The following is an 18,435-nucleotide window of genomic DNA, read 5'->3' as shown; positions in this document are numbered from 1 at the left end:
ATATGAAAAAAATCTTACTACTTTTAGCAAATGGCTTTGAAGCGGTAGAAGCAAGTGTCTTTACAGATGTACTAGGCTGGAACAAATGGGAGGGAGATGGCACAACAGAGGTTGTTACAGTAGGATTACATAACAAATTACAATGTACATGGAATTTTCAAGTTACGCCCGAAAAATTATTGCATGAAATTGCACTAGAAGACTTTGATGCACTCGCGATTCCTGGAGGTTTTGAAGAAGCGGGATTTTATGATGATGCTTTTAGTGAAGCATTTCAACAAGTTATCCGCCATTTTAACGAACATAAAAAACCCATTGCGACAATCTGTGTAGCATCGCTCGCTTTAGGACATAGTGGCATTTTACAAAATAAGATGGCAACTACTTACAATCACCCAACAAGTAAACGATTAGATCAGTTACAATCTTATGGAGCAGAAGTTATCAACGAACGGATTGTTCGCACAGAACACATTATTACCTCTTCAAATCCAGGCACTGCATTCGATGTCGCCTTTCACTTACTCGAAATGCTTACATCTATTCCAAATACATTAAAAGTAAAAGAACTAATGGGATTTAAATAATCATTTTTATGAAATAGGGTCAGCTTATATTGCTTTCGTCCATTCACTGTGCGAAGCCATATAAGAAGGTCCTATTTATTTTATATGACGAGTTATATTAAAAGCTATGTAAACATAACTTACTGTAAAGCGTAACGATTATCATTTATCGAATAATCGTTACAACCCGATTAAGTCAAAAAATTAGGAGGCAAATGTGAATCGTCCACTTCCCAAACAATTATTAAATGCTCGATTTTTTCTGCTGCTCATGATTATTTTGTTTCTAACCCCAACTTTCTTTCCTAGTAGTGCCTGGCTCTTTTCTTTCGGAACGCCACTATTAAATCTCAATACTATATTTTTGAGTATTTTAATAGAAGCTTTACCATTTGTTTTAATTGGGGTTCTAATTGCTGGGTTTATTCAAATTTTTATTACGGAGCAACATATTCAAAAGTGTATTCCAAAAAATAAATTTCTGGCAATTATCATGAGCTGTGTCGTTGGTGCACTATTCCCCGCCTGTGAGTGCGGAATAGTACCCATCGTAAGAAGACTTGTATCGAAGGGGGTACCTATCCATGCCGCAATGGGTTTTATGTTAACAGGACCTCTTATAAATCCTATTGTCATTATTTCTACATATATGGCTTTCGGTAATGATCTAAAAATTGCAGGGTTGCGCATGATATTAGGCTTTATCATAGCCATTATCGTCGCACTGCTTATTAGTATGCTGTTTACTGGAACACAATTTAAAAAGGGTATTCGAACTAATCATGCCCAGCATGTTACAGCAAAACTATCATTCTTTAAAAAATGTTCAAACATGGTCAATCATTCGATTGATGAGTTTTTTGATATGGGCAAATATTTAATCATCGGGGCTTTTTTAGCAGCTTTTGTGCAAACCTTTGTATCTACTAAAACACTTGTAGATATAGGCGATCATTTTACATCTTCTATGTTAGTCATGATGCTGTTAGCCTATATCCTTTCATTATGTTCCGAAGCAGACGCCTTTATAGGTGCATCTTTTAGCTCTATTTTTCCAACGCCATCAATACTTGCGTTCTTAATTTTTGGGCCTATGATTGATTTTAAAAACACCATCATGATGTTGGGCGTATTTCGATTGAAATTTGTCCTATCAGTACTAACGATCGTGTTTCTCGTTATCTTTTTTATAATATGGCTAATCGCACCTTTTCTTTAAGGAGGCAACTAATGAAATTTCACTTGCAACAAGCTGTAAAGGCCGTTATTTTATGTGCTTTCTCTGTTATGATTTTCAATTTACATGCAACTGGTGAAATAACGAAATTAATTAACCCAAAATATGAGATGTTAAGTAAAACCGTAGCAATTATTTTTTTGGTGTTGTTTGTAGCCCAATTAAAAAGGATTTTCTCTTTTTCTAATCATCGCAATCATAACGATTTATGCGGGTGTTGCGCTCATAGCTTAGTTAACCCACCGTTTAATTGGAAAAGAATATTATCTTATCTCATTCTAGTTGTTCCATTGTTAACTGGATTTACATTGCCTACAAAATTTTTAGATGCATCCATCGCGCAAAAAAAAGGCGCGACGTTAATGATGACCAATCAATCTCAAGCCACAAAAAAAGATGAAGTGGCAAGTCGTAACGAAGTCAATAACGATGGTTTAGTGGAAGATCATCCTATTGATCCAAAACTATTAGAAGAACAACAGGAAATGTCAAAAAAAGAATACGACCTTTTAAAGCAACAACTGGCACAAAATCCAATTGTTGAGATGACAAATTATATATTCTCTGTATATTACGAGGATATTAATAATAATTTATCACAATATCAAGGTAAAAAAATACGACTAAGTGGTTTTGTGTTAAAAGAAACTGATTTACTAGAAAATCAATTCGTCATTTCCCGATTTTTAATTACGCATTGTGTTGCTGATGCAAGCATTATTGGGTTTCTAACGGAAATGCCCGAAGCTGCGAGCTTACAAGAAGATAGCTGGATTGAGGCGGAAGGCACAATTGATATTGGTTACTATAATGGCGTTGAACTACCTATCATTAAAATTGAACAATGGAAAAACATACAGGAGCCAGCTGAACCGTATATCTATCCAATTGACATTTTAATTAGTATGTAAATAAAAAAACCGACCTCCTAAGAGATCGGTTTTACTAAATAATTATTCAGCAGCTTTCGCGCGAAGAACCATTTGTAGGATACCACCGTGACGGTAGTAGTCTACTTCTACTTCTGAGTCGAAACGAGCTAAAGCTTGGAAAGTTTTAACTGTACCGTCTTCAGATTTAGCAGTAACTGTTAAGATATCACGTGGTTTCACATCGTCAGTAATGTTTACAGAGATTTCTTCTTTACCAGTTAAACCTAGAGAATCAGCAGATTCACCGTTTAAGTATTGTAAAGGAAGAACACCCATCATTACTAAGTTTGAACGGTGGATACGCTCGTAAGATTGTGCGATAACAGTTTTCACGCCAAGTAGGAATGTACCTTTCGCAGCCCAGTCACGAGAAGAACCCATACCATAGTCGTTACCAGCAAGTACTACTAAGCCAGTACCTTGCTCTTGGTATTTCATACATGCGTCATAGATGTATTCTACTTCGCCTGTTGGCCAGTAAGTAGTGAAACCACCTTCTGTACCAGGAGCTACTTGGTTACGGATACGGATGTTTGCAAATGTACCACGCATCATAACTTCGTGGTTACCACGACGAGAACCGTATGAGTTGAAGTCACGGATTGCAACACCGTTTTCGATTAAATATTTACCTGCAGGTGTATCTTTACCGATTGCACCAGCTGGAGAAATATGGTCAGTTGTAATTGAGTCACCGAACTTCGCCATAATGCGTAAGCCGTCTAAGCCTTTGATAGCTTCTGGCTCTTTTGCAAGACCTTGGAAGAATGGTGGGTTTTGGATGTAAGTTGATTTGTCATCAAATGTGTATAGAGACTCAGTTGATGTTTCAATTGCATTCCATTTTTCGTTCGCTGTGAATACAGTTTCGTATTCTTTTTGGAATAATTCACGGTTAACTACAGTACCTAATACAGCGTTAACTTCTTCAGTTGAAGGCCAGATATCAGCGAAGAATACTTCGTTACCATCTTTGTCTTTACCGAATGAATCTTTTTGTAGGTCGATATCCACAGTACCAGCAAGTGCGTAAGCTACAACAAGTGGTGGTGAAGCTAAGTAGTTAGCTTTTACAAGTGGGTGTACACGGCCTTCGAAGTTACGGTTACCAGAAAGAACAGACGTTACGAATAAGTCGTTCGCTTTGATAGCTTCTTCGATTTCAGGAAGTAATGGACCTGAGTTACCGATACATGTTGTACAACCGTAACCTACAGTGTTGAAACCGATTTGGTCAAGGTATGTTTGTAAACCTGAATCTTCAAGGTAACCAGTTACAACTTTAGAACCTGGTGCTAAAGAAGTTTTTACCCATTTCGGTACAGTTAAACCTTTTTCTACAGCTTTTTTCGCAACTAAACCAGCAGCGATTAAAACGTATGGGTTAGATGTATTTGTACAAGAAGTGATAGCAGCGATTGCTACAGCACCTGTTGGAATTTCTACATCACCTTCAGCAAATTTAGCTACAGAAGTTTTTTCGAATTCAGCTTCAGTTAAACCGAAACCTTGAGTTCCTTGTGGAGCCACTACTGCTTCTTTGTAACGAGAACGCATTTGAGATAGTGGAATTAAGTCTTGTGGACGTTTAGGACCAGAAAGGTTTGGTTCGATTTCAGCTAAGTTTACTTCTAATACGTCAGTGTAAACTGGCTCTAATGCTGGATCAAAGAACATGTGGTTCGCTTTTAAGTAAGCTTCTACAACCGCGATGTGCTCTTCGTCACGACCAGTTAAACGCATGTAGTTTAATGATTCTTCGTCAATAGCGAAGTAACCACAAGTAGCACCATATTCAGGAGCCATGTTAGAGATTGTTGCACGGTCAGCTAGTGGTAATTTAGATACGCCAGGTCCGAAGAACTCAACGAATTTACCAACTACGCCACGTTGACGTAAAACTTGTGTTACTTTTAATGCTAAGTCAGTAGCAGTTGTTCCGTTTGGAAGATCGCCAACTAATTTAACACCGATAACTTCTGGAATTGGGAAGTATGAAGGTTGACCAAGCATACCTGCTTCAGCTTCGATACCACCAACACCCCATCCAAGAACGCCGATACCGTTGATCATTGTTGTATGTGAGTCAGTACCTACTACTGAGTCTGGGAATGTTTCAAATGTTCCGTCAGCGTTTTCGTTTACGTGTACAACTGGAGCTAAATACTCTAAGTTTACTTGGTGAACGATACCTGTTGCTGGAGGTACAGCACGGAAGTTATTGTAAGCAGTTTGAGCCCATTTTAAGAAGTTATAACGCTCAGCGTTACGTTCGAATTCAAGGTCCATGTTAGCTTGTAATGCAGATGCATTACCGTATTTGTCAACTTGTACTGAGTGGTCAATTACAAGGTCAACTGGAATAGCAGGGTTGATTTTGTTTGGATCTCCGCCCATTTCTTTCATTGCTGAACGAAGAGATGCAAGGTCAACTACTACTGGTACACCAGTAAAGTCTTGTAATACTACGCGAGAAGGTTTGAATGGTACTTCAGCTTCTGGATCAGCACCGTTACCCCATTTTGCTAATTCGTTTACGTGCTCTTCTTTGATTACGTATGCATCATATTGACGTAAAACTGATTCTAATAATACTTTGATTGAGTAAGGAAGGTTTGAAACTTTTGCAACGCCAGCTTTTTCAATCGCAGCTAAGTCATAGTAATTGTAAGTTTTACCATTAACTTCGAATGATGCGCGGCTGTTGTGTAAATTACCTTGTGCCATTTGCGGATCCCCCTAAATATCTTTTTGAAAAGGCCTATGTAAAGCATCTTTTCTCCACCACCCATAATAACGTATTTATATTCATAAGTAAATTACATTAATATTATCTTTTTCAATAAGTATTTCTTATGACAAGTGATGTCTTTTATTTATTTTACATGAATGAGCGAATTTGTGACGAAAATGACATATTTCGGCCTGTTTTATTTTAGACATTTTTTTAAAAACTATGCACATTAAGTTTGCAACAATAATAAAATTAGTTGTTTACTATAAAAATACAGGGATTGAACCCTCAAAGCACCAAATAATAAAGGAAAATCAATCCATTTAGTTCGATACAGTTTCCTTTGTGACCAAAGACTTTAACGCCATACTAAGGTCTTGTATTTGATCGGTTGTACTAGTCATCATTTCAAGCATGTGATGTTCGTCCTCAACCGAAAGTAAAATATCACTAGTAGAAGCAGCATTTTCCTCCGTCATCTCATTCAACTTTTCAATTTGTTCTTGAATTTTTTCAAACTGCAAAATGGCACTACTTAATTCATTCATACCACTTGTTAAATCCGTATTGGTTATAGCAAAGGTATCTTTTAAAACGTTAAAGAAATGGCTGACATCCTGCAACAGCAATTCACCATATTGTAGTGCTTGTTCTCCATCATTCGAACGTTGTTGAGCTTCCGTTGATTTTTCGAATATTGTTTTAGTTACATTTGTAATACTAACCGTAATGGCCGCACTTTCTTCTGCCAATTTCCGTACCTCTTCAGCGACAACAGCAAATCCCTTTCCTTGCTCGCCTGCTCTAGCAGCTTCAATCGTGGCATTTAATGCAAGTAAGTTCGTCTGTTCTGCTATATGTTGGATGCCTTTCAACAAGTTATCAACTGTGTGCAAACTTTGTTGCAATGCTTGGACGGTCTCGGCAGTTGAACCGATTGCATTGTTCATAACACTCATTTGAGCCATCGCCTCTTGCATTTTGCCCCACCCTGCTAATACTTCATGTTGGAGATTACTAGATTTCGCTACCGTATCCTGTGATATGGAAAAGGTTTTATTGACAAATTGTACGGATTCCTTCATTGTACCGTGAATCATTTGTAAACTTGAGGCTTCCTGTTGAATACTCGCTGCGATATCTTCAGTTGCTTGCAATATTTGCTTACTTGACCCCGAAATACTGTACATAGTTTGTTGAAAATGAGTAATATGCTCATCTAGTCTATAGCTACTTTGTTCAATTTGATTGAAGGTCATCTGTAGTTGAGCGAGCGAAGCTTTTACTTCATTTTGCTGCACCGCTGCATGTGTTAGTAGCTCATTTCCCCATTTAGCCAGTAGAAAGAAAACTATAATAACGCCATTGGTAATGGCTAATAATGTAACGAATACAATAATATCGTTAAAAGGACCCAATAGTGAGTCCGATTTCACTACATATAAAATCACGAAGCTTACGTTTAGTATGATCCCAAAAAAGATAATTAGTTCCTTTTTAAAGTACAACGCAATAATGGCAATTGTACATAGTAAAATATAATGCTTGTTCAATGAAAAACTATCTAGTAAAAACAATGTAAAAACGATACTAGATGGAATCATGCCAAATATAAATCCTTTAATATATGTTTTGATTGGTAAAAAATAATTACATAAAGCGCAAGCAATTACCGCTAAACCAATAAATAAGAACATCATTCCTTTTGTAAGTATCATTGGCCCACAAATAAGAATAGCTAAAATTGAAATGATGGCTACATTAACACGGTGCACTTTACGTGTATCATAGCGAATATTGACCTCCATTATAGTTCCCTCCTCAAAAATGAATGGACATTCAGTTTGTTTTTCTATTATTATAAAGTATAAACATTACTTTTTATAGACAAAAAAGGTATTTTAGAGAAAATTTAGCTTTTTTCTAATCAGAAGGGAGATTTTTTAATGGAGAGAGCACAAAAAATAGCACCAAACTTTTTTTGCATTGATACGCACGATTTGAATCGGAAGGAACGCACAAGCGCTTATTTACTTATCGATGAGAAAATTGCGTTAATTGAAACATCTGCAAGTCCTTCCGTGCCCTATATAATAGAAGGTTTAAATGAATTGCAAATTTCGCTAGATGATATTGACTATGTCATCGTTACACATATTCATTTAGATCATGCAGGCGGCGCTGGTCTTTTTCTTCAAAGTTGCCCGAAAGCAAAATTAGTCGTACACCCCCGTGGTGCTGGGCATATGATTGACCCAACCCGCCTAATTGCAAGTGCAAAGGCTGTATATGGTCAAGAATTCCAACGCCTCTTTGACCCAATCGTACCGGTTGCGCCTGAACGGATTATTGAAGCTGGGCATGGCGATATTTTATCATTAGGCAATCATCAACTAACTTTTTACCATACGGAAGGTCATGCTAAACATCACGTATCCATGCATTACTCTGCGACGAATGGAATGTTTGTAGGTGATACAACAGGTGTCTGTTATCCAGAGTTGGCTGATGAAGCAATTGATTTAATTATCCCTTCAACTTCTCCGAATCAGTATGATCCAAATACGATGGAGCAATCGATTCAATTATATGAAAAACTTAATGTTCAGGAATTGTATTTCGGTCATTACGGTGCCTATCAAAACCCAATAGAAGCCTATCGTCAAGTTCGCTACTGGACACCGTTGTTTCTAGTTGAAGGAGAAAAGGCACTAGCTTCACCTGGTACTTTAGCACAGCAAGCTAAATTATTAGATACGAGATTGCAAGCACTTTTACATCAATATCTACAGCGAAATGGTATTGCAGAAAACCATCCCGTCTATCAAACGATTCCTTTTGATACAGCAGTATCAGCAATGGGCATTCTTGATTATTTGCAAAAAAACAAACCATCTAATAACAAATAGATAAAGAATCTGCTCATTTCTCACGGTAACTTTGAGAAATGTTGCAGATTCTTTTATTGGTTATCTAAATGCTGAAGCACTGCCTGAAAGTCCTGTTCCTCCCCTATCGCTTGAAAATGGATCAATGGATTACCCACTCGTTTGATTCGCTCTATAACAGCAGGTATCGTAAATTGTTCCGGTGATAGTTTGTCGTTTACTTCATTCCAATGTAGAGGTGTTGCAACTAAGCCCATTTCATTACCTCTGGTGGAAAACGGCGATATAATGGTTTTCCCTTCCGCATGTTGCACATAATCTAAATACAATCTATCTTTGCGATTTTTCTTTAAACGCTCAATCGTATATAATTCGGGTTTTTGCTCACATAAAAAACGACAGACAAACTCTGTAAAAAGACGAACTTGTTCATAAGAAAATGTATTGTATGGTAATGGAATATAGACTTGCAAACCTTTGCCACCGGAAGTTTTAACAAAAGATTGTAGTTTAAAATAATCAAATACTTCTTTTAAGTGTAGTGCACCACTTACAGCAAGTGAAAATGCGTCGACGGAAGGGGGATCCAGGTCAAAAACAATCTCTGTAGGCTTTTCAGTGTCAATCGTTTGAAAAGGGATGTGAAATTCTAATGCAAGTTGGTTCCCTAACCACAGCAGTGTTTCAAGGTTATTGCATAGGATACTATGATGTTCGCTAACTTTTTCTGTTACGACAAATGCAGGTAGATGTTCCGGACTGCTTTTTTGATAGAAACTCTCTCCTGGTACCCCATGAGGAAAACGAATTAACGTAATAGGTCGATTTCGTAAAAACGGCAGTATAAAGGGTGATACAAGCTGTAAATAGTACAAATAGTCCTCTTTAGTAATTGCAATAGCAGGCCACACCGGCTTGTTGGGATGCGTGACTGGCACACTATCCGGTATTGGCATAAGCTGGCGTTGCATAAGTTGCCAATTACAGTACTGGTGTTCCATTTCTAATCGAAAGGCATGAAAATGAGGTTCTCTTAACTTACTACCATCAAAGTCGATACAGGCAATATCAATACAGATGGATGGTTCTAATTGCCATGTTTCATTGTTTTGTTGCCCATTTGCTTGAAAGAATGTAATTAGGGTATTTAACTCGTCCTTTTTCATCCCATGCCTAAAAACAACCACTTCCGTTAGCACACCCTGACGATGCACACAACCGTGAAAATATCCATTTCCTTTATCAAATTTGTTCACAATCACTGTGACAATTTTCCAATTTTTAATTTTTAGCCAATGTGTTGACCGTACAGCCTCCTGCCATTTACTCGTCTTTTTCTTGGCAATAATACCTTCACCATTATAAATTTTGATGAAATGCCACAAAGTTTGGCTATCTTCAAAAACATCAATTGCTTGTAAACGATGGTTTTCTTCATATTTAATAGCAGTCGGTAGCTTTAACGATGTAAAAAGAGTGTTTAGTTGCTGTTTTCGCGTTTTTAAATAGCGATTCATTTGACTTTCCCCTTGATAGGAAAGTAAATCAAAAACAATATAATGACAAGGAAAGGATGTGGCATGTGCAGCAATCACTTCTTTTTTTTGCATTCTTCCCCGTTGTTGCACGACTGCAAATTCACTTTTATAGTTGTTGATTAAATACACTATTTCTCCGTCAAATACTAACGGTAAAAATTCTTTGATCTGATTATAAAGACTTCTGCAATAATCAATAATTTCCGGAAACAAATGATTTAACACATTGCCATTTCTACTTTTCAAAATAGGCTCTTTATCAGTCCACTGTAATAGACAGCGGAATCCGTCATATTTCCCTTCGTAAAGCCAATCATCTCCTTTTGGCGGTTCATTTGCTTCTACTAGTAACATTGGTTTAATCTTGTACACCTACTTTCTTATTTTGTACTGTTGACACTATTTTTAATTAGCATACATAAAACACATCAAATTATTACATAGTAAGAAAAACGAGGTGACAACATGCATACAGTTTGGAAAGGCAGTATTTCATTTGGTCTTGTCAACATACCAGTTAAACTACATGCTGCTACAGAAAATAAAGACATTAAATTACGACAACTTCATAAAGAATGCCATACACCTATTAGCTATAAGAAAGTATGTGAGGGTTGTAATCAAGAAGTAACAGAAGAAAATATTGTAAAAGCATATGAGTATGCAAAAAATAAGTTTGTCGTTCTAGATGAAGAAGAGCTAGAGAACTTGCGTAAAGAAAACGAAGATAAGGCTGTTGAAATTATCGATTTTGTTAAATTAGGCGAAATTGACCCTATCTATTTTGAACGAACTTATTTTTTATCGCCTGATACTACAGGCAGTAAGGCATATGCCCTATTGCGACAAACGTTAGAGGAGTCAGGTAAAATTGGCGTTGCTAAAATTATTATTCGTTCGAAGGAACAGCTTGCGATTGTTCGTGTTTATCAAAATGCTCTCGTAATGGAAACAATCCATTTTCCTGACGAAGTTCGTAGTGTGCAAGATGTTCCAAACATCCCAAGTGAGCCAACCATTGTTCAAAAGGAATTGGACGCTGCACTGATGCTAGTTGACCAGTTAACAACTGTATTTAATCCAGAAAAATATACAGATGACTATCGCAATGCTTTAATGGAACTTATCGAAGAAAAGAAAGAGACAAATTCAGTATCTGCCAGTGATAAGCGTCCTCTACCTGACAACGTTACTGATTTGATGTCAGCACTCCAAGCTTCTTTAGATAAAACAAAAAAACCAACAACAAGAAAAAGAGCAACCAAAACGAAGAAAAATGCGTGAAGGCTCGCTCACCAACCATAGAGCGAAAGGCATCGAGAACTTATATACTCGATGCCTTTTTCTTGTGATATAGCTAAAATTCCTTAAAGGAAAACATACGTTTGTTCATCATGTTATAATTAGTATAAAAATTGATGGATGGTGTCTAATGACCAAAGTAAATATTGAGGAACGTATGAATCACTATCGTGTTCAAGGGTTAAGTCTATTGGTAATTGAAAAGGGGCAAATTAGTCAAATAGAACATTATGGATATCTTATGGCAGGAACTAGGCAAAAAGTAAATGACCAATCTCTTTTCAATGCCTGTTCTATAAGCAAATTTTTAACGAGCATGGTAGTCATGGTATTAGTGGAACAAGGCTATTTAGATTTAGATGAGGATGTCAATAACAAACTGAAATCGTGGAAGGTACCGGAAAATCAATATACGAAGCTAAAAAAAGTAACATTACGAAACTTACTTTGTCATCAATCTGGCATTATAGATCCAGCGAATAGTTTTTCAACTTTAAACGATTCTCATGCGAAACCGTCAATGGTAAATTTGTTAAATGGCACAACACCTTACTGTCAAAGCCCTATAGAAGTAAGTGGTGAACCTTGGCATGCATTTCATTATTCGGATGCTGGTTTTTGTATTATACAGTTATTAATAGAAGATGTAATGGCACAATCATTTGACTCGATTATAGAGGAACATATATTTAAACCGTTAACTATGACACATAGCACACTTTCTACAACATTTGCATCATCAAAAGAACAATCTTTCGCTAGTGGTCACCACAAAAATGGAAATTCGGTGACAGATAACTACCCAATTTATCCTTACCCTGCTGCTTGTGGCTTATGGACATCCCCCGCTGATCTCGCTAAATTATTACTAGAGTTAATAAATGCTTTAAATGGCTCTAGTAAAATTGGTATCTCTGCAAACCTAGTCGAAGAGCTAATTCAACCACAAGGTGCTAAAGAATGGGCTGGTTTAGGGGTATTCCTTGAGGGCTCAGGACAAGAAGTAGAAATCTCCTCCCTTGGTTGGGGTATTGGGTTTCAATGTATGCTTGTATTCTTTCCTTATTTAGAAAAAGGAATGATTGTTATGACAAATACTGATTTAGGCGTTCATCAAATGCAAGGAATCATAGGTGAACTATACAAATCACTTATCTCCTGTTCATAAACGACGTTTTCCCCTACCAAAATCCAAACAAAACTAAACAACCAGTCGTTGGTTTAATACCGACAACTGGTTGGACGATGCTTTATTGACCGCATTTTAGATATATCTCTTTATAGCTAAAACTTTCTTAATAACATATGCGACATCGATAAAATCAATTTTCTTGTTTTACTTGATAATGCATTTGCACCATCTGTCCATAACATGTTGTTTTTATTAATTCCAGATTAATTTGCGGATTATACTTTTTAAATAGGGCTATGCCAGAACCTAATATATGAGGGGTAATGGTAATAATGTATTCGTCAATTAGATTTTCTTTCATAAAAGCATCAAGAATCTCTGCTCCACCAACCATCCAAATATGTGCTCCCGATTGTTTCTTTAACTGTTGGGTAAACGATACAACATTTTCATTTACAAATTCCACATCGTCATTTTTGTTCTTTGCTGATTTCGAGAAAACATAACATTTTTTATCAGAATACGGAAAAGTATCAGAGTGTTCCATCACATAATCATAGGTGCGCTTCCCCATTATGATAGTATCAATTGTTTGATACATATCCATGTACCCATTATCCCCTTCCCCCTCTGATTCTAATAACCATTGTAAGTCATCATCCTCTTTCGCAATAAATCCATCTACACTAGTCGCAATAAATAAAACAATTTTTCTATTCATGGGGTAGTCTCCTTTTCTCATGAGCGTTTTGCTTTTGATTAAATCATTAGCACAAACTATACTAAACAGTAAACATGACAAGTAATGGCATGATTAAAAGAAAAGGTGAGAATATGTCTAAAGCAAAACGTTTATTAGATATTCTACTATTTGTAAATGCGAAAAGAAAATTTACAGCGCAAGAACTAGCCGATGAATTTAAGATATCCGTCCGAACCGTGCATCGTGATTTATTGGATTTAAGCGATATGGGTTTACCCATATATGCAGAACAAGGGAGGAATGGAGGTTATACCGTTATTACAACCCGTCTACTTCCACCTATGTTATTTACAGAAGAAGAGGTTGTATCCATTTTCTTTGCATTTCAAGCGCTCAATTATTATCGTGATTTACCTTTTGATGCTGAAATCCGCTCCGTCTCGCATAAATTATATCGTTCACTTCCAAAAGATGCCCAAGCAAAAGTAGATAAACTTCGTTCTTATATTGCCTTTTGGAATCCTAAGAGAACAATCGATACCCCTTTATTAAAAAAGGTTTTAGATGCGTCAATTGAAGGAAGTCAGCTTCACATGCAATACCACTCAAAAAAAGCGATAACAACAAAGCATATTCGTCCTATCGGTGTATATGCTCATAATGGGCTATGGTATATGCCTGCATACGACTTTCATAAAGATAAAGTTTTATTGTTTCGAGTGGATCGTATCCATGCCATTGTGTCAAGCATAAAAGACGACAGCAATTTTACAAATTTAGCTGAATGGTTTGATTCATATGAAGTAAAAACCCCTATTAGATTGTTTGTCGAACTGTCCAGAGAAGGCGTACGTCAATGTCTAAGTGAGCCAAATTTCCAAGGTTTCGTGACCATCAACGAAAATGGGACTGGTACTATTGATGCGACGATTGATGAAGGTGAGCTTCACTTTATCGCTCCTCTATTTTATAGACTAGGATTACATGCAAAGATTATTGAGCCAGAAGAATTAATCCAACATATGCGGAAACAGGCTAAAGAAATTTTAACGATGTATCATGAAGGAAATTTATAAATGGCTCGTTCCAATTAGAATCTGCATGGAAAATTTTTGTTGGTCTGAAAATAACTATTATATAAGTGATTAAAAATAAGGAAAAGTAAGCAGTAAAATAAAGTTTGCGCCTTGATGTAACGGCACTTAAACTAGAGGTTCACCCTATATGTATACTATGTAACGTTGGTTGTGAAGTCCTTATCCTCGTTAATAGTAACTAAACAGTCTGTCTCATTATGTATAGAGATGTTTCTTGGATAACAAGACCTTCTATGTTAACATTTACAAAAACCCCTATTAAGGAGTGAAGTTATGGCGACCATTGAAGACTTTATTGCACTGGATATTCGAATCGGTACAGTTATGGAAGCGGAAGAATTACCAAAAGCACGAGTTCCCGCTATCAAAATGAGCATTGATTTTGGTGAAACATTAGGAATTAAGCAATCTTCTGCACAAATTACAAAACGATATACACCAAATGAAATCATCGGCAAACAAGTAGTTGCAGTTGTCAATTTCCCACCACGGCGAGTAGCAGGTTTTAAATCAGAGGTTCTCGTAATCGGTGGCGTGCCGATAGAGGGAGATGTCATTCTATTAACACCCGATCAATCAGTACCCAATGGCACAAAAATTAGTTAAAGCACCCTATTCCCATTCTCACTATCACTCTGCCATCCGTATAAATTATTTTATTGCACTGACAAATGGCTAAAGCTTGATAACTTCCTCTGCATATTAATAATAGTGTAGAGCTTAAAAAGCCTTTACAAAAACTCTCCTGTTTTGGGGTCACTTTCTTTAAGGAAGTGACTCTTTTCTATTTTTTAGAAATGTTAAAAATCGCCCAAAATAGCGTACGCTTTTTTGATCATTTCAATTATTGATGAAGTTGTGATAGACTTGAAGTTTAGTGCCTAGAGACATCTACAATTATTTGACCAATATCAAGTGATCAATAATAGAAAAGGATGATACCCCATTGTTTAACGAACAACATACCAATAAATATATATACACATATGTCCATCATGTAGATGAATACGATTTATGTAGAATGGAGATGCGCTCTTTTTTCGGTGTAGATTCCTCATTAAACTATATGATAAGCAATATAGAAGTTGACCCTAGTCGTAGTCCTTTTATACAAGATCGACTTGAGGTGCTGTTTGAAGACCATAGTATAGAAAATATAAAAAAATTAGTGAAAAATTTAATAGTTGGTGAAAAAACTTATAAGGTAGTTTGTTTAAATAATTTTGTTATAGGTCAAACGAAGAAAATTTCTCAGCCAGAGCGCCGACGAATAGAACGCGAGCTAGGGTTGTGTATAGAGGGAGACCCTGATCTCAATTATCCTGAGATTATTTTTGGTCTTATATTAATAGATGGAAAATGGTATTTCGGTAAACATATGAAAAGTGAGTCCATTTGGCGTAAACATTTACATAAACCAAATAGTTATTCAACAGCACTTAGTACAAGAGTTGCTCGCGCTGTTGCTAATATTGCCGTTCCACAGCCACAAAATATTCGTGCTATTGACCCTTGCTGTGGTATAGGAACAGTGATAGTAGAAGCTCTTTCTATGGGTATTGATATTGAAGGAAGAGATATCAATCATTTTGTTTGCAGCGGTTCTCGCGAAAATATGGCCTATTTTGGTTTACAAGGAAAGATTACTTTAGGTCCCATTTCAGAAGTAACAGAACACTATGATGTAGCTATTATTGATTTACCATATAATTTGTTTACCCATTCATCGCGTGAAGATCAATACAATATTCTTAAACATGCTCGCCGAATTGCGGATAGAGTAGTTGTCGTTACTATTGAAACAATTGATGATTTAATACATGATGCTGGTTTCATTATCGCCGATCGCTGCATTGCGAAAAAACAGTCTTTCTTACGTCAGATTTTATTATGCCAATAAGGCCTTCTCTATCATAATAAATGATTAATAACCCAATCAGCCTGATTGGGATTTCAAAATAAACATCGCAATAACCTATCAAGTAAAAAGCACCTATTAGTCCTCACTAATAGGTGCTTGCTTGTTTACAATTTATTAAAAATAAGTATTATTTCTCGCCGCTTAATTCTACTAAAATTTTCGCTTGTGATTTATCGTTTGTTAAAGCTTCAAAGCCTTTTTCTACGATATCATCTAATTGAATACGGCCAGTGATAATTCCTTGTGGTTTTAATTGACCACTGCCCATTAAATCAACTGTTTGTTGGAATGATGTTGGTGTGTAAGCAATACTTGAAGTAATTTTCACACCTGTATTTGTTAAATGAATTGGATTCCATTCAATTGGACGAGCAAAGATTGATACAATAACCATAGTACCGCGAGCTCTTGTTGCATCGATTGCTTGTTTAAATGTTGGCGCAACACCTGCAACTTCAAATGATACATCCACACCATCTGGAACGATTGCGCGAATTGCTTCTACACCATTTACTTCTCCAGAGTTAATTACGTGCGTTGCACCAAGTTCTTTTGCTTTTTCAAGACGTGTTTCAGATAAATCTAATACGATAATTTTACTTGCACCAGCTGCTTTAGCTGCAATAGCAGTTAATAAGCCGATTGGGCCGGCACCGAAAATCGCTACAGTATCACCGAAACGTAAATCACCCTCTTTTACAGCTTGTACTGCTACAGCTGTCGGTTCAACAAGTGCACCATCTTCAAGTGTCATTGTTTCAGGTAGTAAATAAACATTACTTTCAGGAGCATTTGCATAAGTAGTGAAGCCACCATCGCCATGTAAACCGATGAAGCTAAAGCCATCATAAGCGTCCATATCTTCAGGTTTGTTACCGTGCGTTAATGTTGGGTTAATTGCAACGCGATCGCCTACTTTAAACTTAGTAACGTTTGCACCAACTTTTTCAATAGTTCCTGCAAATTCATGCCCCATAATAAGTGGAGCGATTTCACCAGTTAATTCATCTTTTTCTTTTGTTGGAATAAAGACAGGACCTTCTTGATATTCATGTAAATCACTACCACAAATACCAGCCCAAGCTACACGAACTGTAACTTCATTATCTTTAAGAGCTTTTAATTCTCTGTCCTCAATACGAATGTCTTTTTCTCCGTACCAAACTGCTGCTTTCATAATGTCGAAACCTCCGATGGAATTTATGTCTTTTTGTCACAACTTCATTCTATCACTAAAATAAAATGATACAAATATAATGACTCAAAAAAATTATAGTAATCCGATTAATTTAGTATATAACTAAACTAAAACAATATATTGATATTTTATAGCGAATAACACTATATATTGTATATTATAAACGAGGGTATTTCCTTTTTAGTAAAATACATATTTTATTAGTATATTAATAAACTTTTCAAACATTAAAATGTTCGCTGGTTAATTAGAGCGCATTTTTGAGGTGAAAATAAGATTAAAAGTATGAATTGTTGTTAAGATAATGCTAATTGACTTAAGAAAATTAGAAAATAATGTTACGATAATCGAGGATTTAAGAAATATCGTTCCCATCATTGTCGGAATCGTTGGAAAGAATGTACACTCTCTTTCGAAATCTCGTATAAGAACGACATGAAATAATATAGTTTACAGAAGAATGATAATGCAAAAATTGTTTTCCTAATTGTCTTATAATCAAGGTAATGATAAAACTAACAATAATAGCAATCCAATTATCTATAACAGAAAAAGAAAAAAATCCTACTAATATGAAGTAATTATAAATAAACCATAATCTGTACTAAACGAACCCAAATCTCTACTTAAGACTTCCCTTTCTTTAGTATCATTGCCTTGTAGTATATAAGAATAATTTTTCTATATTACATCTCCATATGGGGCATTGTTATTCTCACAGCTAATTCTACAATTGGCTGTGAAAAGGTACTTGGAATCATCGGACTTGGTAAATCGCTATTATAATTTGCAAATCCAAAAGATGCTTCTTCTACTTGAATCCAATCTAAATCATCTGTGCCTTGTATAGCACCTATAAAATGATAATCTGCATTATATGTATCAAAACCGTCTTTATTAGGAATAGCTCTCCAGACCTCTGCCTCTTTTGTAGGATCAACTCCAAGTTGTTTAAAGTAATCCAAAACTTGTGGACTTGCATGTAGAATTTGATTAGCGAAAAGTTGGCAATCCTCACAACCACAATGAGCTTTTTCGGATACTTTCGGCAAGTCTTTAAACAATTCAATAGTTTTTTTCTTGTCTATTTTTACAATACAATCATTAAATATAATTTCTTCCATAGTAACACCTCAATTATAATTGCATAAACGTTTTCATTCTAGTGACCGACCTTGTGTATTTAA

The 18,435-nt window shown here is 36.1% G+C and carries 15 protein-coding genes; 9 read left to right on the top strand and 6 right to left on the bottom strand.

From position 1 onward, the window contains the following. The first annotated feature begins 2 nt into the window (after positions 1-2). From MHH88_RS10275 to MHH88_RS10265, 3 genes are all read left to right on the top strand, one after another. Positions 3-587 carry a DJ-1/PfpI family protein gene (locus MHH88_RS10275; RefSeq protein WP_339262813.1) on the top strand — a complete coding sequence of 195 codons (585 nt, stop codon included), beginning with the start codon at positions 3-5 and terminating at the stop codon, positions 585-587. Between the two features lie 196 nt (positions 588-783). Next, positions 784-1,785 carry a permease gene (locus MHH88_RS10270; RefSeq protein ID WP_339262812.1) on the top strand — a complete coding sequence of 334 codons (1,002 nt, stop codon included), beginning with the start codon at positions 784-786 and terminating at the stop codon, positions 1,783-1,785. A gap of 11 nt (positions 1,786-1,796) precedes the next feature. After that, a complete protein-coding gene (locus tag MHH88_RS10265) occupies positions 1,797-2,714 on the top strand; it encodes a TIGR03943 family protein (RefSeq protein WP_339262811.1) in 918 nt (305 codons plus the stop codon). Between the two features lie 42 nt (positions 2,715-2,756). Here the strand turns inward: MHH88_RS10265 and acnA are convergent, their stop codons facing one another. Together acnA and MHH88_RS10255 are read right to left on the bottom strand one after the other, a co-directional pair. Continuing rightward, the gene (gene acnA, locus MHH88_RS10260; protein WP_069512693.1) at positions 2,757-5,462 is read right to left on the bottom strand and encodes an aconitate hydratase AcnA; all 2,706 of its coding nucleotides are present in this window, start codon (positions 5,460-5,462) and stop codon (positions 2,757-2,759) included. Positions 5,463-5,792: 330 nt separating this feature from the next. After that, complete coding sequence (locus tag MHH88_RS10255; RefSeq protein WP_339262809.1) at positions 5,793-7,277, bottom strand: methyl-accepting chemotaxis protein; 1,485 nt, start codon at positions 7,275-7,277, stop codon at positions 5,793-5,795. A 138-nt stretch (positions 7,278-7,415) separates the two neighbouring features. Between MHH88_RS10255 and MHH88_RS10250 the strand changes: the two genes are divergently transcribed. Then, positions 7,416-8,378: an MBL fold metallo-hydrolase gene (locus MHH88_RS10250; RefSeq protein WP_339262808.1), complete on the top strand. Its 963-nt coding sequence runs from the start codon at positions 7,416-7,418 to the stop codon at positions 8,376-8,378. A 53-nt stretch (positions 8,379-8,431) separates the two neighbouring features. Here MHH88_RS10250 and MHH88_RS10245 read toward each other — a convergent pair whose 3' ends face one another. Next, on the bottom strand, positions 8,432-10,249 hold the full coding sequence (locus MHH88_RS10245; protein ID WP_339262807.1) for a DNA ligase D: 1,818 nt from the start codon (positions 10,247-10,249) through the stop codon (positions 8,432-8,434). 111 nt (positions 10,250-10,360) lie between these two features. On the opposite strand from MHH88_RS10245, the gene MHH88_RS10240 reads away from it, so the two are divergent. Together MHH88_RS10240 and MHH88_RS10235 are read left to right on the top strand one after the other, a co-directional pair. Further along, on the top strand, positions 10,361-11,179 hold the full coding sequence (locus tag MHH88_RS10240) for a Ku protein (protein ID WP_339262806.1): 819 nt from the start codon (positions 10,361-10,363) through the stop codon (positions 11,177-11,179). Between the two features lie 148 nt (positions 11,180-11,327). After that, the gene (locus MHH88_RS10235; protein ID WP_339262805.1) at positions 11,328-12,365 is read left to right on the top strand and encodes a serine hydrolase domain-containing protein; all 1,038 of its coding nucleotides are present in this window, start codon (positions 11,328-11,330) and stop codon (positions 12,363-12,365) included. 154 nt (positions 12,366-12,519) lie between these two features. On the opposite strand, the gene MHH88_RS10230 is transcribed toward MHH88_RS10235, so the two are convergent. Beyond that, entirely contained in the window at positions 12,520-13,050 is a 531-nt protein-coding gene (locus tag MHH88_RS10230) for a dihydrofolate reductase family protein (protein WP_339262804.1), read from the bottom strand. Positions 13,051-13,163: 113 nt separating this feature from the next. Between MHH88_RS10230 and MHH88_RS10225 the strand changes: the two genes are divergently transcribed. From MHH88_RS10225 to MHH88_RS10215, 3 genes are all read left to right on the top strand, one after another. Then, entirely contained in the window at positions 13,164-14,108 is a 945-nt protein-coding gene (locus tag MHH88_RS10225) for a YafY family protein (protein ID WP_339263038.1), read from the top strand. 294 nt (positions 14,109-14,402) lie between these two features. Beyond that, on the top strand, positions 14,403-14,735 hold the full coding sequence (gene csaA, locus MHH88_RS10220; protein ID WP_069512700.1) for a chaperone CsaA: 333 nt from the start codon (positions 14,403-14,405) through the stop codon (positions 14,733-14,735). Positions 14,736-15,075: 340 nt separating this feature from the next. Beyond that, positions 15,076-16,029: an RNA methyltransferase gene (locus MHH88_RS10215; RefSeq protein WP_339262803.1), complete on the top strand. Its 954-nt coding sequence runs from the start codon at positions 15,076-15,078 to the stop codon at positions 16,027-16,029. A gap of 148 nt (positions 16,030-16,177) precedes the next feature. Here the strand turns inward: MHH88_RS10215 and MHH88_RS10210 are convergent, their stop codons facing one another. Next, positions 16,178-17,227, bottom strand: a complete 1,050-nt coding sequence (locus MHH88_RS10210; RefSeq protein WP_103976663.1) for a 2,3-butanediol dehydrogenase — start codon at positions 17,225-17,227, stop codon at positions 16,178-16,180. Between the two features lie 707 nt (positions 17,228-17,934). Beyond that, the gene (locus tag MHH88_RS10205) at positions 17,935-18,372 is read right to left on the bottom strand and encodes a hypothetical protein (protein WP_339262802.1); all 438 of its coding nucleotides are present in this window, start codon (positions 18,370-18,372) and stop codon (positions 17,935-17,937) included. Between the last annotated feature and the right edge of the window lie 63 nt (positions 18,373-18,435).

Origin of the sequence: Lysinibacillus sp. FSL K6-3209, from assembly GCF_037976175.1 — a bacterium.
GTDB classification, from domain to species: Bacteria; Bacillota; Bacilli; order Bacillales_A; family Planococcaceae; genus Lysinibacillus; species Lysinibacillus sphaericus_D.
The sequence above is the reverse complement of the archived record's forward strand: the minus strand, read 5'-3'. Positions and strand labels throughout refer to the sequence as shown.